Raw genomic sequence first — 18,377 nt, 5'->3', positions numbered from 1 at the left:
GGCGGGGCCTGAATCGACCGGCACCCCGCCGCGGTGGCTCCGCGATGCCGGTCGAACCCCGTAGAACGACCGGGAAGGAAACCCCGTGCACGACTGGAACAGGCAACGCCCCAGCGCCATGCCGTACCACCGCTACCAGCCCGCCCACCGGCGCGTCGAGGTGCCGCTGACCGAGCGCGGCTGGCCCGCGCGGCGCATCGAGCGGGCCCCGCTGTGGGTGCCCGTGGACCTGCGCGACGGCAACCAGGCGCTGGCCGAGCCGATGGACCCGGGGCGCAAGCGGCGGATGTTCGAGCTGCTGGTGGCCATGGGCTTCAAGGAGATCGAGGTCGGCTACCCGTCGGCCAGCCAGACGGACTTCGACTTCGTCCGCGACCTGGCGGTGCCGGGCGCGGTGCCGGAGGACGTGACGATCGTCGTGTTCACGGCCGCCAGGCGCGACCTGATCGAGCGGACCTTCGCCTCCGTCGAGGGGCTGACGCGGGTCGTCGTCCACCTCTACACGGCGACCGCCCCCACCTGGCGCAACGTGGTGCTCGGCCAGGACCGGGAATCGTTGCGCGCCCTCATCAGGGACGCGGCCGGGCACGTCGCCCGGCTGGCCGACGCCCGTCCCGGGCCGCCGATCAGGTACGAGTTCTCGCCCGAGGTGTTCAACCTCACCGAGCCCGACTACGTGCTGGAGGTCTGCGACGACCTGACGGCCCTGTGGGACGCCTGCCCGGACCGCCCGGTGATTCACAACCTGCCCGCCACGGTCGAGATCGCCACCCCGAACGTCTACGCCGACCAGATCGAGTACATGCACCGCCACCTGGCCCGCCGCGACTCGGTGATCCTCTCGGTGCACCCGCACAACGACCGCGGCACCGGCGTCGCCTGCGCGGAGCTGGCGCTGCTGGCCGGGGCGCAGCGAGTCGAGGGCTGCCTGTTCGGCAACGGCGAGCGCACCGGCAACGTCGACCTGGTCACGCTCGCGCTCAACCTGCACTCGCAGGGCGTGGACCCGATGCTGGACCTCTCGGACATCGACGCGATCCGCCGTACGGTCGAGCACTGCAACCGGCTGCCCGTGCCCGACCGCCACCCGTACGCCGGTGACCTGGTCTACACCGCCTTCTCCGGCACGCACCAGGACGCCATCGGCAAGGGTCTGGCCCACCATGCCAAACGGGCCGCCGAGCTGGGCGTGCCCGTGGAGCAGGCGCCCTGGGAGGTGCCGTACCTGCCGATCGACCCCGCGGACGTGGGCCGCGACTACCAGGCGGTGATCCGCGTCAACAGCCAGTCGGGCAAGGGCGGCATCGCCTACCTGCTCAACACCCACCAGGGGCTCGACCTGCCGCGACGGTTGCAGATCGACTTCTCGTCGGTGGTCCAGCGGGCCACCGACGGCAGTGGTGCGGAGATGACGGCCGAGGAGCTGTGGCGGCTGTTCCAGGCCGCCTACCTGGATCCGGCGGACGACGGGCCGTACGCGCTGGCGGACTGGAGCACCGCGGAGAGCGGGCCGGGGGTCCACGAGTTCGCCGGCACCCGGCGTGACGGCGGCGGCGAGCTGCGGGGGACCGGCAACGGCCCGCTGTCGGCGCTGGCCGGGGCGCTGGGCGGGATCGACATCCTGCACTACGCCCAGCACGCCACCGGGCCGGGCCAGGACAGCCAGGCCGTCGCCTACGTCGAGGCGCGCGTGGGCGAGACGGTCCAGTGGGGAGCGGGCCGCGACACCTCCGTACTGACCGCCTCCGTCCGCGCGCTACTCGCCGCCGCCAACCGAGCCTCTGTCGGCCAGGAGGTCCCCTAAGCGACGCGGCGCGGCTTGGGGACCAGGGTCAGCGTGGGGACGAACCGCCCGTCGCAGCCCGGCACCGCGGTCACGTGCGCGGAGACCTCCCTGTCGCTCCGGACCCTGATGCTCGCGATGTAGAACGGCGTGAGCAGCGCCTGCGGTCGCCGCCGCCCGAGGCTCAGGTAGCCGAAACGGAACCACTGCGGCGTCAGCCAGGCCTCCATCCCGGCGAAGGACTCCGCCAGCCGGGCCACGACGTCCCGCGCGGCCTGGATCGGCGTCCGCACCCGCGGCTCCGCGACCACCGGGCCGCCCCCGTCGTCGGCGAAGCGGCGGGTCGACACGCCCAGCGACGTCACCCCGCCGCTCGCGCCCAGCTCCACCGTGGCCGACGCCCTGCCGTACACCGGAAGATCACGTACGTAGTGGCGGAACGCGCCGAGCGCCCGGCACAGACCGGGCTCGGTCCTCATCCCCGGCAGGTGGTCCCCGCCCGCCTTGATGCGCCACAAGCGCTCGAACAGCAGCTCGTCCTCGGCCGGGACGAGGGACGGCAGCCCGATCCGGTCCGCGGCGGCCCGGAGCATGCCGGTCAGTTCCGCGTCGCCGGGGTCGTTGTCGAAGACGTCCTCGAACGCCGGCAGGTCGAGATGGACGGTCATCGAGCCCGACGCGTGGAACCCCACGGCCCGCAGCCGGCCCGGCAGCCACACGGTGGTCCGGTCCTGGTGGGTCACCACCTCCAGGCGTTCGGCGGTGTCGTCGCGCAGGCCGGCGACGGCCAGGACGAAGTCCTCCAGGCGGCGCTGGACCGTGCTCGGCTCGGGCGCGGCGAGCCCCAGCACGCCGACCGTGGCCGGCACCTCCCCGGCCATCGAGGCGAGCTCTTCGGCGAGATCGTCGGCGTAGGGCAAAGCGGGCATGAAGGCTCCTCGACTCCGGCTGTTCTGATCAGCCCGGGGCAGGCGGGGCTGAGGTCACCGCGTCAGACCCTCAATGATCAGTACGCCGGAGCAAGGGCCGCGTCAGGACGGTACCTAGGGATGTCCCTAGTCCAACGGCCGCGGGCACCATGCCGAGGCTTCTTTCGTTCTCCGAGTATCCGGCGGGGGAGGTCACTGAGCCATGGATCTCGATGATTTTCTGGATCGCCACCCACATGCGGCTTTTCCGGTCGCCGCCACGTTCATCGGACTTGCTCCCGCGGTCAACCTGCCCGAGCTGGCCTGGTACGGCTCCCGGTTCTGGACGGGCGCGGTGATCGGAACAGTCCTCGCGATCGGGCCGACGGTGTTGATATGTGTGCGCCGGACGCGCGCCTGGGGAGGGGCCGTCCTCTTCCTTGCCGCCGCAACCGCCGCCTTCGTATGCCTGGCGCCGAGCGAGAACCCTTATGCCGAAGCGGGCGTCGTGGAGTTACGGAGCTCGGCTGCCACATTCCTGGTCTGGAGCAGTGCCGTCCTGTTCGGCATCGGCATCGCCGCGGCCCTCAGGACGGATCGTGGCGCGGGGCACCTGGCCTGGGTGGAGACTTCCGGGACGGACTACAGGGCAGCGTGCGGCTGCGGCTGGCGCGGCGAGATCGGTGCGGAGACGGCGGCCTTCGGTGCGGCGGGCGACCACGCCAACCGGGTTTCGCTCCAGGTGCAGCCACCTCAGGAGCCCTGGTAGAGGATCGCTTCGTCAGGGAGACAGGTGGCGGGCGCAGTCGTCGCGATAGCGCAGCACCAGCTCGCGGATCCGCTCGGGGTCGGCGAGCACGGCCCGCGACACCGAGGGGACGACCGCCTGCCGTACGGGAGCGAACAGCCGGGCCAGGTCGGCGGGAGCGGCGCCCTGCGCGCCCAGGCCCGGCGCCAGGATGGGGCCGTTGAGGTGCTCCAGCGGATGGTCGAGCGCGGAGAGGTTGGCGCCGATGACGACGCCGACCGGGCCCAGCGGGGTGCGCCCCGCGTTCGCCGCCGTGGCGCCCGCGAAGATCTCGTCCGCGACCGCCGTCTGCAGCGCGACGGCCTCCGGATTGGAGGTGCGCGCCAGGACGAAGACGCCGGCGTCGTTGGCGATCGCCGACGTGATCGCACCCTCCAGCGAACCGAAGCCGAGGTATGGACTGAGCGTCACGGCGTCGACCGCGAGCGGGCTGCCCTGGTCGAGGTACGCCTCGGCGTAGGCGGCCATCGTGCTGCCGATGTCACCCCGTTTGACGTCGAGGATCACCAGCGTGCCCGCCTCGCGCAGGTCGGCGATGACGCTCTCCAGCACGGCGATGCCCCGGCTGCCCCAGCGCTCGTAGAACGCGGACTGCGGCTTGACCACCGCCGCCACGTCGCCCACCGCGTCCACCACGGTACGGCTGAACCGCTCCAGTCCGGCCGGGGAGTCGTCGAGCCCCCACGCGGCGAGCAGCGCTGGACTGGGGTCGATGCCGACACAGAGCGGGCCGTACTTCTCGAGCCTGGACAGCAACCGGATCCCGAACGACTCATTCACCACTGGACTCCCCTCGCGACGTACGCAGACTATTCGCGCCGGTCGAAGGCAGGAAGCTTTTCGACCATGGCGATATGGGTTGCCTCTTCCCGCCGTCAGTCTTCCAGAGTCCGCCTCCGGGGTAGATCAGCAGACATGTACGAGATCGCCCACCGCACGCTGACGCTGCGCACCGAGCCGCTACGCGAGGTCGTCGTCACGATCGGGCTGCCGATCGAGGAGCCGACGGGGGAGTGGTCGTGCCCTTACCGGATCGACGGGCTCGCCGGGTGGGAGCACGATCGCAAGGTCACCGGCGTCGACTCGCTCCAGGCGCTCGAACTCGCCATGGCCATGGTCCGCGCCGCGCTCGGCGGCTCGCACGAGGCCAAGGAGGGGTGGCTGAGCTGGGACGACGAGCCCGCCGACAGGCGCCCGCACACGGTGTACGTCCGGTGGGAGAAGGAGCACGACGTCGCCTACATCGCGATGAAGCACGAAATAGTGCCAGGAGAGGCGGTACGGCAGACCGTATCGGAAGACGTCGTGCTCGACTACGGAGAGTCGGGAGAGCTGCTCGGCGTGGAACTGCTCAACGCGACCACGTCGATGCCGTCCGAGATGCGCATCTGAACGCCCGATTTAATAGTGGGGTGACCCCACCTCGTATCGTGGCAACAGATCTGGACGGCACCCTCCTCGACTCCACCGGCACCGTGTCCGCACGCACCCGCCGCGCCCTGCGCCGCGCGCGCGAGGCCGGAGCCGACATCGTGTTCGTCACCGCCAGACCGCCACGCAGTGTGGACCCGATCGCCGCGATGGCCGACGTCACCGGCACCGCGGTCTGCAGCAACGGGGCGATCGTCTACGACCTGGACACCCGCGAGGTCACCAGCACGTACGCGCTCGACCCCGCCGCCGCCAGGAAGCTGACCGAGACGCTCCGCGAGGCCCTGCCCGGTGTGGCCTTCGCGGTGGAGACGGGCCGGCAGATCCTGGTCGAGCCCGGCTACACCAGGCGCGTCCTGCCGGACCTGCCGTACACGCGGGAGGTGCTCGTCGCCTGCGACGAGGACGAGCCGATCGTCAAGCTGCTGGCCTGGTCGCCGGCGCACGCGGTCGACGAGATGTTCACCGCCGCGGTGGCGGCCGTCGACGGCGAGGCCGAGGTGACGCACTCGGGCGGCACCGGGCTGCTGGAGATCAGCGCTCCCGGGGTGACGAAGGCGGGCACGCTGGCCGGGCTGTGCGCGGAGCGGGGCGTGGATCCGGCCGAGGTGGTGGCGTTCGGCGACATGCCCAACGACCTCGCGGTGCTGGCCTTCGCCGGGGCGGGGTACGCGATGGCGAACGCCCACCACATGGTGATGGCGGCCGTCGAGCGGCGCACCTTGTCGAACGACGACCACGGGGTGGCCGCGGTTCTGGAACGCCTCTACGCCTGACAAGGCGCCTCCGTACCGTGACCGGCTTGTTATGCCTCGCGTGTATCACCGCAGTAGGGCGTGACTCTTTCTCCATACGGGAAAGAGACGGAGGCCACCGGATGCTGACCATCGACTACGAGAGCGAACCGTACGCCGCGGGTGACCGGGACGGGCTGCCGTCGCGCGACCTGATCTTCCCCCAGCCGCTGCTGGACCGCTACGGAGCCAAGGTCCTGGACCCGGCCACGGCCGAGCTCGACGCCGGCGAGAGCCGTCCCGCCCCGACCGTCTACCGCTCGGACGTGCTGCTGATCCCCGTCCAGGTGCTGAACTCCGACGCGGGGTTCGCCTGGATCACCAGCACCCTCGCGCAGATCCATCTCACGATCGAGGTCTCCGGCCTGCGGGACGGTCACCGTCCCGGTGAGGAGCACGATCGCGGTGGCGAGGCGCCGAGCTGGCATCCCGCCGTGCTCAAGGTCGCCCCCGGCGAGACGGACGTGGTGATCGACGCGTGGCGGGCGCTGCGGACGCTGCGCCGCGCGCTGCCGGGCTTCTCCGACGCCCCCGGGCAGGCGCCCGTCAAGAACCTCCTGTCCAGGATCGCGCTGGACCACCTGCTCGTCGGGTCCGCGTTCGTCGGCGTCGGCGCGGCCCTGGACATCGGCGGCGAGCCCGCCACGAGCGGCCACGGAACGACCGGCGGCGCCTACGCCACCCCCATGGCCGGATACGCCAGAACCCCGGTGAACGTCGTGGGCGGCCCACCGGCACGCAGACCCGCCGCGAACATAGGCGGCCGGCGCCCCGTGATGGTCATCCCCGACACCGGCCTGCCGAAGCAGTGGCACGCCTGGTTCCGGCCGGTGACGGACCCCGACGCGTTCCTGTCCGTCAGTGACGCGGCACAGCAGCGCATCCAGCTCGCCGTCGAGGCGAGCCAGCCGAACCCGGGCGCCGAACTCGTCGGGTACAAGGAGAACGCCGACCCGCCCAACCCCCTGCTCGGCACGCTGAACACGCACACCGGGCACGGCCTCATGGAGGCGGGGCTGGTGTGCCAGGTCGCCCCCGACTCGCGAGTACTCATGATCAGGGTCATGCAGGCCGACGGCGTGGTGCCGGAGGAGGCGCTGCACGCCGCCCTGGACCACCTGCTGGACGAGATCGCGCAGGGCGGCTTCTACGACGTCGTGTCCCTGTCGCTCGGATACACGCACGAGACGGCCGACGACCCGCTCCACACGCCGCCGCTGCTGGCCAAGCTCACCCAGCTCCGGCGGCGCGGCGTCATCGTGGTCGCCTCCGCGGGCAACTACGCGTCGAGCCGCGCGTTCTGGCCCGCCGCGGGCGCCCTCGACGGCGAGAACGACCCCGACCTCGCGCCGATGCTGGGAGTGGGCGCCGCGAACCCCGACGGGACCATCGCGATCTTCAGCAACGAGCACGAGGCCATCCGGTGGCACGTCTCGGGCGCGGTGCTCGTCAGCACCTTCCCGCCCGGCGTCAAGGGCGCCAGGACCGCCTCGCTCGAACTGACCGGCCGGGCCTCCTACGACAGCGACAACCACCAGAGCCAGTTCGCCACGTGGAGCGGTTCGTCGTTCGCGGCGCCCGTACTCGGAGCCACGATCATGCAGCTGTTGATCCAGGACCACCAAGCCGTCGACCTGGCGAACACCGACCGGCAGGTGGCGCTCAAACGCGCGCACGCCGTGGTCGCCAGGCTGAAGAACGGCGACATCCCGACGATCACACCGGTGTGATGGCCGCCGACCTGAGACCGGAGCCCGTTCCCGCCGATCGGCGGGAACGGCTGGCGGGCCTGCTCCAAGAGGCCAAGGACGGCCGGCGTGAAGCACTGAACCTGATCGCCGCCGACCTCACACCGCTGCTGTGGCAGGTGGTCAGGCGCCAGGGACTGGACCGGGAGGCCGCCGAGGACGTCATCCAGACGACCTGGCTGAGGCTCCTGCGCCACCTGAAGTCGATCACCGCTCCCCGCGCCCTGATCGAATGGCTGGTCACGACCGCGACCCGCGAGGCGTGGCGGGTCCAGGCGACGCAGCGCGACGCCCAGCCGGTGAGCCCCACGGCGTTCGACGACGTACCGGATTCCGACACCCTGCCGGAGGAGCTCGTCCTGCGGAACGAGCGGCACCAGGCGCTCTGGAACGCCATGGCGCGGCTGTCGGACTCCTGCCGCGATCTGCTGCGGCTCGTCGCGTTCGTCCGCCGCCCGAACTACGAGGCCGTGGCCCTCACGCTGGGCATGCCGAAGGGCAGCATCGGCCCCACGCGCGGCCGCTGCCTGGCGAAGCTGCGCCGACTGCTCGCCGAGGACCGTGGCTGGAGCGTGTCATGATCCCTCCGGATGACCTTGACCCCACTGACGAGTTCATCCTCGATGAGATCAGGAGGATGTTCTCGGTGCTCGACCCCGTGCCCGAGACGCTGGTGGAGCGGGTCCAGTTCGCCCTGGACCTCGAATCGGCCGACGCCGAGATCCTGCGGCTGAGCGAGGAACTCGGGCTGCGGGCGGGCGTCCGCGGCGGCGAGGAGAGCCGGACGATCACCTTCGAAGGCGACGCCCTCACGATCATGATCAGCGTCAGCGTCCAGACCCAGCGCCTGGTACGCCTGGACGGCTGGCTGGCCCCGCCCGGCGACCACCTGGTCGAGCTGCGCACCGCCGAGGGTCCGGTCGTGGTCAGGGCTGATGAGCAGGGCAGGTTCGTCGTGGACGAGGTGATCCGGGGCCTGGCCCAGCTCGTCGTACGACCGGCACTGGACGTTTCGGGGGAGGCCGCGATACTGGCGGTGACGCCCTCCATAGTCCTTTGAGCGCTGGTGAATCCCTCCGTGAGCAAGGTCACCGCAGACGGCTCTGAGATCTACGAGCGGGTGGCCCGCCTGCACGGGCTGGCCGTCGCCGCGACCGACGACGGCCACCCGGGGCTGGCCGCGCGGCGGCTGCGGCAGGGCTTGGCGCTGCTGCGCTGGGAGACCGGCGCGCCCCCTGAGACCGGGGATCCGGAGCGGGCGGCGCTGCTCGCCCGCCTCCTGACCAGCCTCGCCCACGCCGAGGCCGAACAGGGCCACTCCGCCCGCGGCACGGAGCTGCTCGACGAGGCGCAACGATGGGCGCCGCCCGCCGAGCTGGCGATCGTGCAGGGTCAGCGGGGGCTGATGTACCTGCGTACCGGCCGTACCGCCGAGGCGCTCGAACTGCTCGACCTCGCCGTGCCGCGGCTGGCCCGCGGCGTGGAGCTGGCCAGAGTGCTGCTCAACCGGTCGGTCATCCACCTCATGACGGGCAAGGTCGGCCTGGCCCGCGCGGACGCGCGCCGCAGCGCCGAGCTCGCCAGGGCCCAGGGCCACGAGGTCATCGAGGCCAAGGCGCAGCACAACGACGGCTACTGCGACCTGCTGCTGGGCGACATCCCGACGGCTCTGGCGGTGTTCGGCGAGGTGGAGCGCGCCTACCGCCGGGTCAACCCGGGGTTCCTGCCCGTACTCGCGCTGGACCAGGCCAGGGCGCTGCTGGCCGCCGGTCTCGCCGACGAGGCCGGCCGTACGCTCGACGGGGCGCTCGACGGGTTCCGCAAACAGCGGCTGATGCAGGACTACGCCGAGGCGGAGCTGGCCCGCGCGCAGGCGGCGCTGCACGCCGGGCGGTTCGCGGAGGCGCGCGCCTGGGCACGGCGGGCCGAGAACCGCTTCCGCCGCAGACGCAGCCCGGCCTGGGCGCTGCGAGCGGAGCTGATGCGACTGCGCGCGGACCTCGCCGGCCCCGCCAGACCGGGGTCGCGTGGCGCGCCCGATCAGATTGCCAGGCCAGGGGCGGTCGCGCGGAAGGCGGGGGATCTGGCGGCTAGGTGTGCCGAGCTCGGCCTGCGGGACGAGAGCGAGATGGCGGCGCTGCTGGCGACCAGGGCGCTGGTCGCCGCCGGAAACTTCGCCGAGGCGGAGGCGCTCTGGAGCCGAGCCGAGCCCGTTGTAGCGCGGCCGGGTTCCGGTGACGCGCCGCTGGAGGTGCGGCTCGGCTCCGGTTCCCGCGCCGCGCCGCTGGAGGTGCGGTTGATGCGGCGGCTGGCCGAGGCTGAGCTCGCCAGTGCGCGGGGGCTGCGCGGTCAGGCGTTGCGGCGGGTCCGTTCGGGGCTGGCGCTGATCCACGCGCATCGCGGCCGGCTGGGCAGCCTGGACATGCAGACCGGCGTCACCGCGCTGGGGTCCGACCTCGCGGCCGCGGGCCTGGCGGCGGCGCTGGCGAACGGCTCGGCGCGGCTGGTGTTCGAGTGGTCGGAACGCTGCCGGGCGCAGGCGTTCCGCTTCCCGCCGATCCGTCCCCAGCACGACGAGCCGACGGCCGAGGCGCTGGCCGAGCTGCGCCACCTCGCCCAGCAACTGCACGCGGGCGAGGCGGCGGCGCGCCGCGACCCGGAGATCCGCAGGCGCTGCCTGGAGCTGGAACGCCTCATCAGGGAACGCGGCTGGCAGCTTCCCGGAGCACGCGAGAGCCTGGCCCCCGCCTCGACCGGCGTGGTCGAGGCCGAGCTGGCCGCCGCCGGTCTCGCGCTGGTGAGCCTGCTGAACGTCCGCGGCAGGCTGCTGGCCCTCGTCCTGGGTGCCGGGCGGTGCCGTCTCCTGGAGCTCGGGGCGTACGCGCCGCTCGCCGAGGCCGTACAGCGGCTGACCGGCGACCTCAACGCCCGCGCCGGGCGCAACCTCCGGCCGAACCTGGCGGCGGTGATCGACGCGTCCCTGCGACGGCAACTCGCCACCATCGCCGACGGGCTGCTCACGCCGCTACTGCCGTCGCTCGCCGAGGCACACGGGATCGTCGTCGTCCCGACCATGGCCCTGTCGGCGATCCCCTGGGGCACGCTGCCCGGCCTCGTCGGCAAGCCCGTGGTGGCGGCCCCCTCCGCCCAGGTCTGGGCCGCCGCGCAGCGGGCCCGCCTGTCCAGCGTCGCCGACGGCGAACCGCCGCTCCTGGTCGCGGGCCCCAACCTCACGGCCGTGGAACCCGAGATCGAACAGATCGCCGCCCTCTACCCCAAGGCGCAGCAGCTCACCGGCTCCGCGGCGACCGTCGCGGCCACCCTGGAGGCGCTCGACGGCGCGTCCATCGCCCATCTGGCCGCCCACGGGCACCACGAGCGGGAGAACGTCCTGTTCTCCCGACTCATACTGAGCGACGGACCGCTCATGGCCCACGACGTTCAACGCCTGCGTACGGCGCCGCGCCACGTCGTCCTGTCCGCCTGCGACATCGGACGGCTGGTGGTACGGCCCGGCGACGAACTGCTCGGTTTCACCGCCGCCCTGCTCTACATGGGCACGCCGACCGTCGTCTCCAGCGTGGCCAAGGTGCCCGACGAGACGGCCATAGCGGTCATGGCGGCCTACCACCGGCAACTCGCGCTCGGCCTGTCACCGGCGGCCGCGCTGGCCGCCGCGTCGGCGTCAGTGGGGGAGTCGTCGTCCACGTTCGTGTGCTTCGGCGCGGGCTGACGCGCCGCGTGTGAACTCACTCGACCCTCCAGTCCTCCTCCCGCGGTGGATAGGTGAACGTCTGGGTGTCGGCCCAGCCCTGCGCGACGATGTGGTAGTCGTGCGCGGCCTCGCTGGCGGTGTGGTCAGGGCCGATGTCGACCGTGTCGGCGATCGCCCAGGCTCCGTTGATCTTCTGCTCGATGACGTAGAGGAACTCGTTGAAGCCCAGGGAGGAGGACACGAACGTGTTGACGATGGTGAGAGAGCGGCGACCCGCGGTCAGGGTTCGCGGGATTTCGACGATCTGCTCCCGCCATTTGTAGGTGCTGTCGCCGGGCAGTTGCCGCCACGTCCCGGCCGGGTCCCCGTTCACGGTGATGGTGGCGTATTGCCGGGCGACGCCCGCGTCCAGGCGGCGGATCAGCCGCACTCCGCTGTTGGCGGGATCGACGGTCGCGGTGAACCGGCTCGACCCGCCGGCGCTGAACGCACGGCCATCGTCGCTGACGATGCGACCGGGACTCACAGGGCTGCCGGAACCGTCGGACGCGATGCCTTGTGACGCTCCCCGCTGATCGATGATGACGCTCAGGCCCCCCGCGGTCGCCAGCGCGGCCAACGCCGCCGACACCGCGGCTTGGCGCCAGCCTCGGCGGGGGACAGAGGTCGGCCCTGCCTCGCTCGGCCCGGCTGTCCGGGTGGCGGGCGCCGCGTAGCCGGGGGTGGGATCCGGCTCCGTCCCGGCGGGCATCCGGGCGACCCGTACCCGCTCCCATGCTCTTTCCCACGCTGGAAGCTGATGTTCGGGCACCCGGCACGCCCGTAGGAAAGCCACCATCAACGCCTTCTTGGGGAAGCGCCGACCGGCCAGCATGTCCGCACAGGTCGCTCGTGGCAGCCGGGTGCCGCCCGCCTTGTCCGCCCGCAGTTGCAGCTCCCGCAGTGACGTATCGGCCCGCGCGAACTGCTCGGCCAGTAACCTCACCAGATCCTCGTGACAGGTCACCGCGTCCAGCCCGGATCGGGACGCCTGCCTGACGATTCGGGGATCCTCGTCACCTTCCGGATAGTCGCTCATCGCCTCCAACCCTTGCCCTCCCTTGCCCGGGCCGTTCAGCCTCACCGACCTGTTCCTGTCGCAAAGTGTACGAGCGATTACTGAGCGTGTCCGAGGGATGGCGGCGGCGGCGATCTGCCGTCCGGGCCTGGCCGCCGGGTGGCTCGATTCCGTCCGAGTCCGTCCGAGCTCCTGTTGGACACCTCCGTTGTGCGGCTTCGCTGGCTCTCAACGCGGCGAACCCGCCGCACCTGACGGAGCAGAAAGGCAGACCACCACCATGATGATCCGCAATGTCGCGGCCAACGCCCTCCTGAGCGCGGCCCTGTTCGGCGCCCTCCCGGGGGCCGCGGCCACCGCCACCCCAGCCCAGGCGGCGGCCGAGGAGTGTGGCGTCCGGAGCGACGGCAGGCTCTACTGCGGCAACACTCCGAACGTCACCCTGTCCTACGACGCCTCCTACCAGACCGCGGAGACCGGCGTACTGACGAGCGGCTTCAGCTGGTTCCAGTGCTGGGTCGAGGGAGGCCCGCACGCCGGCGGCAACAGCATCTGGTACCTCGCCGCGGGCGACAAGGCGGTGCCGCCCTACCGGGGCTGGGGCTTCCTGCCCGCCGTCCATGTGGCCACCGCCCACGACCCCGCGCCGGGCCTGCGCGAGTGCACCCTGGCCGACTACGAACTCGTCGGACCGTGACGCCGCCGAGGTTGTTCTCGAAGATCCAGACTTCACCGAAGGAGATATACCGATGAACAAGCGTCAGGTCATCGCCATGACCATCGCCACCGCGGCATTCGCGCTGCTCGGGCTCGCCCCGCCCGCCGCCTCCGCCGACGCCTGCGGGGTCGATCCGCACGATGGCAGGCTGCACTGCACCAACGAAGGCGGAGCCCCCGTGTTCCACGAGCCCCGGCCCGTCGACGACGTGGACTTCCTCGACACCACGCAAAGCTGGTTCACCTGCTGGACACAGGGAGAGCTCCATCCGGGGGGCAACACCACCTGGTACGGAACCGTCGGCGACAGGTTCGGCGCCTTCGGGTACGTGCCGGCCTCCGTGGTGCACACACCAAGCGCCTTCGACGCCGACCCCAGCAGGTACGGCCTGCGCAGGTGCTGAACCTGCTCCCCTTTAACCGGTAAGTGAGCAGACCGGCGGCTGGTGAGCTGGCCTGAGCCGAACCGCTCAGGTTCACCAGCCGCCCTGCTCCACACGGGCACGCCGACCGTCGTCTCCAGTGTGGCCAAGGTGCCAGACGAGAGGCCGGCCAACGCGGCCACTACCTCGTCACTCACCTCGCGGACGACGTCTTCGCATTGATGTTCGTCACGTTTTGGACTCTCTTTATCGTTGCGTTGGTTAGGGGCCTCCGACAGCGCCGTGTTCTTAAGTACACGGACGCGGTGAGAGCCACGGAACTCACCGGCCGTGTCCGCCAACTCAAGGTGCGTGGGCGTGAGGCGTACGCGATCCAGCTTGTTCAGGACGAACTCGCGATGCCGGCGAAGCTGGCCCGTTCATAGGTGAAATCCATCTAAGAGCACAGTTGGTCATCGGCGCGGTCTGCGAGGCCGGTACTGCGCTTCGGTGGTGGCAGGCAAACGCGTTGGGCCGTTTGACCGCGAATTCTGTTAGCTCGATGACGGCGGGCTGTCGCGGCGTACAACTCCTGGGGTAGAGCCGATGGCGACGAGCGTCGGATGCCGAGGCGCCGTGACGGCAAGATCCTTGAGACCTCACAAGGTCGAAGGAGAGTCGAATGGTCACCCAGGTCGCCAAGGGCAGCGGGTATCTGACCGCGTTCAAGGTCATCGCCACGCTGAACACGCTGTCGGTGCTCTTCCAGGCCGTAACGGCCGGCCAACTGCTCAGCGGGGGATCGGCGGGGTCGCACGGGATGGGGGCGCTGGCCGTACACGTGCTGGAGCTGGCGCAGCTCGTCGCGGCCGTGCTGGTCTGGCGGCCGGGACGCGGCGCGGGGTGGCCCGCGCTGGTCGGGCTGGCGATACTGCTGCTCGGGTTCGTACAGTCCGCGATGGGAGGGTCGGGTGTACTGACCGTGCACGTGCCGCTCGGGATGGCGGTCTTCGGGCTGAGCGTCTGGCTGCTGGTCTGGGCTTGGCGCCGCTGACGCTCAGCACGAACTTTCCGTTCCGGCGGCGGGTGGGAATCAAGGAGCAGAGGTTCAGCGGCGCTTTCGCCACGCGAACGGCGTGATTTCGATACGCGTGTGAACGGAGCCGTCCCACTTCACCTGCACGCCGTGAGCGGCGAGGGTGTCACATACCTCTCGTGCGATGCTGATGCTCGCCGCTTCGCTCTTTGTCTCGTCGTCCTCAAAGGCGCCGAACGCCAGCATCAGCCCTTCGCCTTGAACCCCGGACTCGAGGTCCTGGCCGTGATAGAAGACCGCGCCGCGTGGTTTATCCGGCAACTCCGAGGCGGCCTCGTGCGCGTCGCTCCAGCCGTCGGACATCGTGTAGCCCGCGTTCTGCAACGCGACTATGCCGCGTTCGTTCAACTGCTCGAATGCCTCGTCGATGGCATCGTTCACGGTGGGGGTATGCCAGGTGTCCTCACGCGCCTGTTGCTGCCGGAACAACTCTTCCGCGTACGCCTTCAGCTCATTCAACAGGTCTTCGTCGGTCGTTTCGTCCGCCAGCCAATCCTCTATATCCCATTCGTCATCAAAACCACCTAAAACCGCAAGTTCGATCTGCTCCCGCAAGAATGCGGTTTCCGAGTCTGACGCATCCAAGCCGTCGTCGCCGGTTTCACTGCTGTCGTCATGCATGCCAGGAACCTACATGATCACGCCGACCATCCGCGTCCGTGCCGTCGAGGAGACGCAGGGGAGCGTGCTCTGGGGCGGCGGTCACAGGTCGCCGTGTCTGGCCAGGTGGTCGGCCTTGCGGATGGGCTCCGGCAGGCGGTGGTACGGCGAGAGCCGCAGGACCTCGGCGCAGGCCGTGTCGAGGGTGATGCGGTGCCCCTGCGACACGTACACCGGCTTGACGTCCTGCTGCGTACGCAGGGCGCGGCCAACGGTCGAGCCGTTCAGGTCGATCGGCGTCCACGCGCCCCGAGCGGGGGCCGGGGCGTCGTGGGTGCCGACGAAGTGGGTCTTGCCCACGCCGATCGCGGGCAGTCCGGTCAGTACGCCCAGGTGGCACGCCAGGCCGAACCCGCGCGGATGCGCCAGACCGTACCCGTCGCAGACCAGCAGATCAGGGGTGACGGTAAGCCGCTCCAGCGCCTCCACCAGCGCGGGCAACTCGCGGAAGGCGAAGAGCCCCGGCACGTACGGGAACCGCGCCTTGCCGCGCACCACCACTTGCTCGACCACCACGAGACCGCCCGCTGCGCGACCGTCCGTGGCGCTGCCTGTGGGTGCGGTTGCGGAGAGCACCACCACGGCGGCGGCTACGTCGTCGTCGCCGTGGTAGTGCACGTCAAGGCCCGCCACCAACGTGAACTCGGTCGGACCGGTCAGCTCGACGTGAAGCCGGAGGCGCTCCTGGATCGCCTCTGCCTCCTCGACACTCGTTGGCCAGGGGTGAAGCTGGTTTACACGCACGCGGCCCAACCTATGCCGCATCACACAGGGATGCTGGATCTTGAGAGGCTATCCGCGGCTGATGGTCCATGCCCCGTCCGCTGTGACGGTGGCATACCGGGTACCTGACGGCAGGACGACCCGGCCCTTGTAAGTGCCGATCTTGTTGACCAGCAGGTTCAAGTACTGGCCGCGATTGTCGAGCGCCCACACCGCGAAGTTGGATTCGCCGCTGTGGCGGATCGTCAGGCGACGCAGGCCCTTGCTGGCCGTGGTGAGTCGCAGGACGTCCGAACCGGACCCCTTAGCATTGATCGTCCAGTAGCGGGCCTTGCTGATCGGGAGGACCTGGAGGGTCCAGGCACCGTCGGCGGTGACGCTCAAGGAGCGGATCTTGTTGAGGCCGTTGACGTTGAACGCGGCCGTGCCCTTGTAATCGCCGATTGCGTTGGCGAGGAGGTCCACCTGCTTGCCGCTCGTGGTGAGCGTCCATACGGCGAAGTTGCTGTCGCCCTGGTGGGTCAGCTTCACGATGCTCGGCTTGGACGTCGCGGGGATACGGACCACGTCGTCGCCCTCACCGCGATAGGTTCCTGCGGTCGTGAGAGCGGCTTGAGCGGGGACCGGCGTTGAGAGCAGGAACGCTCCAGCGAGCGTGGCCAGGCCGACGAGAGCACGTAAATGGAGACGCATCTGTGACTCCTGAGACGAGAAATGTGAACGCGGTAAGACGTGCGATCTGGGGAAAAGGTGTACAGCCCGCCGGGACGCCGTGACAGCACATCCTTATCAGCAGTAGACATACAGTCCGTGCCCGGCCGATTACCGTCGTGGTATACCCGCGAAGGACCGGTCCGCGGCAGCTGCTCATGCCGGACGCCAGCCATAGGGCGATCCGCCGTAGCTGAATGCGGGTCTGGTGCGTACGGCAGGACGAGGCCGACACTGTGGACATGCAGTCGTACTCCAGCGCCACCGCGCCGACCCCCCTCCTGGGCGAGACCATCGGCGAGAACCTCGAACGGACCGTCGCGGCCTTCGGCGACCGGGAGGCCCTGGTCGACGTTCCCAGCGGACGCCGATGGACCTACGCCCAGCTCGACGCCGACGTGAACCGTCTCGCGCTCGCCCTGCTGGCCAGGGGCATCGCGAAGGGCGACCGGGTGGGCATCTGGGCGCCCAACCGCGCCGAGTGGGTGCTCGTGCAGTACGCCACGGCGAAGATCGGCGCGATCCTGGTCAACGTCAACCCGGCCTACCGAAGCCACGAGCTGGAGTACGTGGTCAAGCAGTCGGGCATGCGGCTGCTGGTCAGCGCCCAGGCGCACAAGACCAGTGACTATCGCGCGATGGTCGAGGAGATCGGCTTCGCGAACGCCGTCTACCTGGACGACCCGGGCTGGGACGCGCTCCTGGCCGAGACCGTCGAGGAGGACCGGCTGCGGGCCCGCATGTCGGAGCTGTCCTTCGACGACCCGATCAACATCCAGTACACCTCCGGCACCACCGGCTTCCCCAAGGGCGCGACCCTGTCGCACCACAACATCCTCAACAACGGCTACTTCGTCGGCGAGCTGATCCACTACACCGAGGCCGACCGGGTCTGCCTGCCGGTGCCCTTCTACCACTGCTTCGGCATGGTCATGGGCAACCTCGGCGCCACCTCGCACGGGGCCTGCGTGGTGATCCCCGCGCCGAGCTTCGAGCCGGAGGCGACGCTGCGCGCCGTACAGGACGAAAGATGCACATCGTTGTACGGCGTGCCGACCATGTTCATCGCCGAGCTGGCGGTGGCGAAGGGGTACGACCTGAGCACGCTCAGAACCGGCATCATGGCCGGGTCGCCCTGCCCGGTCGAGGTGATGAAGCGCGTCGTCAGCGAGATGAACATGCGCGAGGTCGCCATCTGCTACGGCATGACCGAGACATCCCCGGTGTCCACGATGACCAGGTCCGACGACGATCTGGCCCGCAGGACCGAGACCGTCGGCCGGGTGCTGCCGCACGTCGAGGTGAAGATCGTGCACCCGGAGACCGGGCTGACGGTGTCGCGCGGCGAGCCTGGTGAGCTGTGTACACGCGGGTATTCGGTCATGCTCGGCTACTGGGACGAGCCGGACAAGACCGCCGAGGCCATCGACGCCGCCCGCTGGATGCACACCGGCGACCTGGCCACCATGGACGACGAGGGTTACGTCAACGTGGTCGGGCGGATCAAGGACATGGTCATCCGCGGCGGGGAGAACGTCTACCCGCGCGAGATCGAGGAGTTCCTGTACCGGCATCCGGACGTCGCGGACGTACAGGTGATCGGGGTGCCCGACGAGAAGTACGGCGAGGAGCTGATGGCCTGGGTCATCATGCGGGCGGACGCCGAGCCGCTGACGGCCGAGGCGGTCAGGGAGTTCTGCGCGGGGCGGCTGTCGCACTTCAAGATCCCGCGGTACGTGCACGTGACGGACGCCTTCCCGATGACCGTCACCGGGAAGATCCGCAAGGTGGAGATGCGCAGGCGGTCGGTCGATCTGCTCGGGCTGGGCGGGACGGAGGCCTGACCGGCCCGGATACCCGGCGT

18 protein-coding genes are annotated in these 18,377 nt (G+C 70.3%); 12 read left to right on the top strand and 6 right to left on the bottom strand.

Translation table 11 applies throughout. The annotated features are described in order from the left end of the window. The first annotated feature begins 118 nt into the window (after positions 1–118). Positions 119–1,804 carry a 2-isopropylmalate synthase gene (gene leuA / locus KLK06_RS28910; protein ID WP_214639006.1) on the top strand — a complete coding sequence of 562 codons (1,686 nt, stop codon included), beginning with the start codon at positions 119–121 and terminating at the stop codon, positions 1,802–1,804. Here leuA and KLK06_RS28905 read toward each other — a convergent pair. Next, positions 1,801–2,712 (bottom strand): hypothetical protein, encoded by a 912-nt coding sequence (locus KLK06_RS28905; RefSeq protein WP_214638785.1) that lies wholly within the window; start codon positions 2,710–2,712, stop codon positions 1,801–1,803. The genes leuA and KLK06_RS28905 overlap by 4 nt on opposite strands. Positions 2,713–2,914: 202 nt before the next feature. Between KLK06_RS28905 and KLK06_RS28900 the strand changes: the two genes are divergently transcribed. After that, a complete protein-coding gene (locus tag KLK06_RS28900; protein ID WP_214638784.1) occupies positions 2,915–3,460 on the top strand; it encodes a hypothetical protein in 546 nt (181 codons plus the stop codon). 12 nt (positions 3,461–3,472) lie between these two features. Here KLK06_RS28900 and pyrF read toward each other — a convergent pair whose 3' ends face one another. Further along, on the bottom strand, positions 3,473–4,279 hold the full coding sequence (pyrF, locus tag KLK06_RS28895; protein WP_214638783.1) for an orotidine-5'-phosphate decarboxylase: 807 nt from the start codon (positions 4,277–4,279) through the stop codon (positions 3,473–3,475). A gap of 135 nt (positions 4,280–4,414) precedes the next feature. Here pyrF and KLK06_RS28890 point away from each other — a divergent pair, with 135 nt between their 5' ends. The 6 genes from KLK06_RS28890 to KLK06_RS62525 all read left to right on the top strand — a co-directional run bounded on the left by KLK06_RS28890 (position 4,415) and on the right by KLK06_RS62525 (position 11,205). Then, positions 4,415–4,891: a DUF2283 domain-containing protein gene (locus KLK06_RS28890; protein ID WP_214638782.1), complete on the top strand. Its 477-nt coding sequence runs from the start codon at positions 4,415–4,417 to the stop codon at positions 4,889–4,891. Between the two features lie 38 nt (positions 4,892–4,929). Further along, positions 4,930–5,706, top strand: coding sequence for an HAD-IIB family hydrolase (locus KLK06_RS28885; RefSeq protein ID WP_308168495.1), 777 nt, complete (start codon positions 4,930–4,932; stop codon positions 5,704–5,706). A 101-nt stretch (positions 5,707–5,807) separates the two neighbouring features. Next, on the top strand, positions 5,808–7,454 hold the full coding sequence (locus tag KLK06_RS28880) for a S8/S53 family peptidase (protein ID WP_214638780.1): 1,647 nt from the start codon (positions 5,808–5,810) through the stop codon (positions 7,452–7,454). Next, positions 7,454–8,053 (top strand): RNA polymerase sigma factor, encoded by a 600-nt coding sequence (locus KLK06_RS28875; protein ID WP_214638779.1) that lies wholly within the window; start codon positions 7,454–7,456, stop codon positions 8,051–8,053. The genes KLK06_RS28880 and KLK06_RS28875 overlap by 1 nt, the downstream gene beginning before the upstream one ends. Further along, positions 8,050–8,532, top strand: coding sequence for a hypothetical protein (locus KLK06_RS28870; protein WP_214638778.1), 483 nt, complete (start codon positions 8,050–8,052; stop codon positions 8,530–8,532). Before KLK06_RS28875 ends, KLK06_RS28870 begins: the two co-directional genes overlap by 4 nt. Positions 8,533–8,550: 18 nt before the next feature. Beyond that, positions 8,551–11,205, top strand: coding sequence for a CHAT domain-containing protein (locus tag KLK06_RS62525; protein ID WP_214638777.1), 2,655 nt, complete (start codon positions 8,551–8,553; stop codon positions 11,203–11,205). 16 nt (positions 11,206–11,221) lie between these two features. Here KLK06_RS62525 and KLK06_RS28860 read toward each other — a convergent pair whose 3' ends face one another. Beyond that, positions 11,222–12,265 carry a hypothetical protein gene (locus KLK06_RS28860; protein ID WP_214638776.1) on the bottom strand — a complete coding sequence of 348 codons (1,044 nt, stop codon included), beginning with the start codon at positions 12,263–12,265 and terminating at the stop codon, positions 11,222–11,224. A gap of 259 nt (positions 12,266–12,524) precedes the next feature. Between KLK06_RS28860 and KLK06_RS28855 the strand changes: the two genes are divergently transcribed. The 3 genes from KLK06_RS28855 to KLK06_RS28845 all read left to right on the top strand — a co-directional run bounded on the left by KLK06_RS28855 (position 12,525) and on the right by KLK06_RS28845 (position 14,377). Next, the gene (locus KLK06_RS28855) at positions 12,525–12,941 is read left to right on the top strand and encodes a hypothetical protein (RefSeq protein ID WP_214638775.1); all 417 of its coding nucleotides are present in this window, start codon (positions 12,525–12,527) and stop codon (positions 12,939–12,941) included. Positions 12,942–12,993: 52 nt separating this feature from the next. Next, a complete protein-coding gene (locus tag KLK06_RS28850; protein ID WP_214638774.1) occupies positions 12,994–13,365 on the top strand; it encodes a hypothetical protein in 372 nt (123 codons plus the stop codon). A gap of 640 nt (positions 13,366–14,005) precedes the next feature. Next, positions 14,006–14,377 (top strand): hypothetical protein, encoded by a 372-nt coding sequence (locus KLK06_RS28845; RefSeq protein WP_214638773.1) that lies wholly within the window; start codon positions 14,006–14,008, stop codon positions 14,375–14,377. Positions 14,378–14,431: 54 nt separating this feature from the next. On the opposite strand, the gene KLK06_RS28840 is transcribed toward KLK06_RS28845, so the two are convergent. The 3 genes from KLK06_RS28840 to KLK06_RS28830 form a co-directional block, all read right to left on the bottom strand. Then, positions 14,432–15,040: a hypothetical protein gene (locus KLK06_RS28840; RefSeq protein WP_214638772.1), complete on the bottom strand. Its 609-nt coding sequence runs from the start codon at positions 15,038–15,040 to the stop codon at positions 14,432–14,434. Positions 15,041–15,121: 81 nt separating this feature from the next. Further along, the gene (locus KLK06_RS28835; RefSeq protein WP_308168494.1) at positions 15,122–15,823 is read right to left on the bottom strand and encodes an endonuclease V; all 702 of its coding nucleotides are present in this window, start codon (positions 15,821–15,823) and stop codon (positions 15,122–15,124) included. Between the two features lie 48 nt (positions 15,824–15,871). Further along, positions 15,872–16,495, bottom strand: coding sequence for a hypothetical protein (locus KLK06_RS28830; RefSeq protein ID WP_214638770.1), 624 nt, complete (start codon positions 16,493–16,495; stop codon positions 15,872–15,874). A 215-nt stretch (positions 16,496–16,710) separates the two neighbouring features. On the opposite strand from KLK06_RS28830, the gene KLK06_RS28825 reads away from it, so the two are divergent. Continuing rightward, complete coding sequence (locus tag KLK06_RS28825; protein WP_284735153.1) at positions 16,711–18,357, top strand: AMP-binding protein; 1,647 nt, start codon at positions 16,711–16,713, stop codon at positions 18,355–18,357. The last annotated feature ends 20 nt before the right edge of the window (positions 18,358–18,377 follow it).

This window comes from Nonomuraea sp. NEAU-A123, from assembly GCF_018603905.1.
GTDB lineage: Bacteria > Actinomycetota > Actinomycetes > Streptosporangiales > Streptosporangiaceae > Nonomuraea.
Note: the sequence above shows the minus strand (reverse complement) of the source record. Positions and strands in the feature narration are given on the sequence as shown.